The 1,198-nt window shown below is 44.0% G+C and carries 1 protein-coding gene and 1 pseudogene; both read right to left on the bottom strand.

Going from position 1 to position 1,198, the window contains the following annotated elements; all coding sequences use genetic code 11:
- Positions 1-615 (bottom strand): IS21-like element helper ATPase IstB (gene istB, locus P20439_RS12540; protein WP_036933973.1); only part of this gene is annotated, 615 nt, incomplete at its 3' end.
- Positions 608-1,198: pseudogene (locus tag P20439_RS12535) on the bottom strand (IS21 family transposase); the annotation flags it as partial. The pseudogene P20439_RS12535 and the gene istB, both read right to left, overlap by 8 nt.

The raw sequence follows: 1,198 nt of genomic DNA, 5'->3' as shown, positions 1-1,198 counted from the left end.
TGATTTGTTTGATGTGATGATCATGCTGTGTCGCTCATAGCGATGGGCTATCAATTCAAACAGCACGCTCGTTTCCTGTTCAGTTTTTCGAACGTAACCAACGTCATCAACGATTAATAAGCTGTATTTATCGAGCTTTACAAGTTCGTCTTGCAAGCGTAAATGTCGCTTTGCTTGCTGGAGTTGTTGAACAATCGCTGACGCGGCAACGAACTTAACTTTATGGCCCTGCTCGATAAGGCCATAACCGATGCTACTGGCGATATGCGTTTTACCAAGACCACTGGCGCCAAATAACAATATATTGCCACCGTGCTTCAACCAATCCGGCTGATTTATTAAATCAGCAACAAGGGGCTTACTAACCCCATCAACAAGGGTAAAGTCGAAGCTGCTAAGGTGTTTACCCATTGGCAATTTTGCATCTTTTAAAAGCCGCTGAAGGCGTTTGTCATCGCGTGTCGCAAGTTCAACATGGCACAGCTCAGACAAGTATTGCTGCGGGCTCCATTGTTCTTCCATCGCTTTTTTTCCCAGGGTATTCCACTGTTGAAGCATGGTGCTAAGCTTTAATTGTTTCAGCATTAAAGGTAACGAGGCCGTGAAGTTATCCATGTAGACCTCCCGGTATCATGCTGCTATAAGCGCTCAAGCTGTGTTGCTTTATTGTTATTGTGGGTATGTTTGATGCAATCACTAAAAATTGCGCTTCACATTCTCGGATGGCCGGTAATTGTCGCTGAGTAATTGACACTGCTACAAATCGTCCTAATTGACGTTCACACCCACTTTGTTTTGCTAAATGGAGCAGTTTTACCATGTAATAGCTCGCTTCATCCGCTAAAAGATGAGTATTAACGTATTCCCAAATAGCTTTGTAATTGTCGCTTGGGAGTAAGTCGTCACGTAGTTGTGAGTAGCGAAATGCCAATGGTTTTTTAACCAGTGCGTCAATAACATGCAAGTAACTAATATTACGTGCACGGCACCCTTTAGAGGCATAGACACGCGCTAACGTTTGAACTAAATCGCTGCCATAGCGCAGCTCTAAACGGTTGTCATATAAACGAACAAGTAATCGGCTACCAACAAGGCGTGACGGGACGCTATAGGTAACACGTTTCAATGAAATAGTACTCGTACGTGACACCGTTAGATAATGCTCGGTGTAATTGACGCTCATCGTCCGTGGTAAAGC

The organism is Pseudoalteromonas sp. BSi20439 (genome assembly GCF_000241165.1).
In the GTDB taxonomy this organism is placed as follows: domain Bacteria; phylum Pseudomonadota; class Gammaproteobacteria; order Enterobacterales; family Alteromonadaceae; genus Pseudoalteromonas.
The sequence above is the reverse complement of the archived record's forward strand: the minus strand, read 5'-3'. Positions and strand labels throughout refer to the sequence as shown.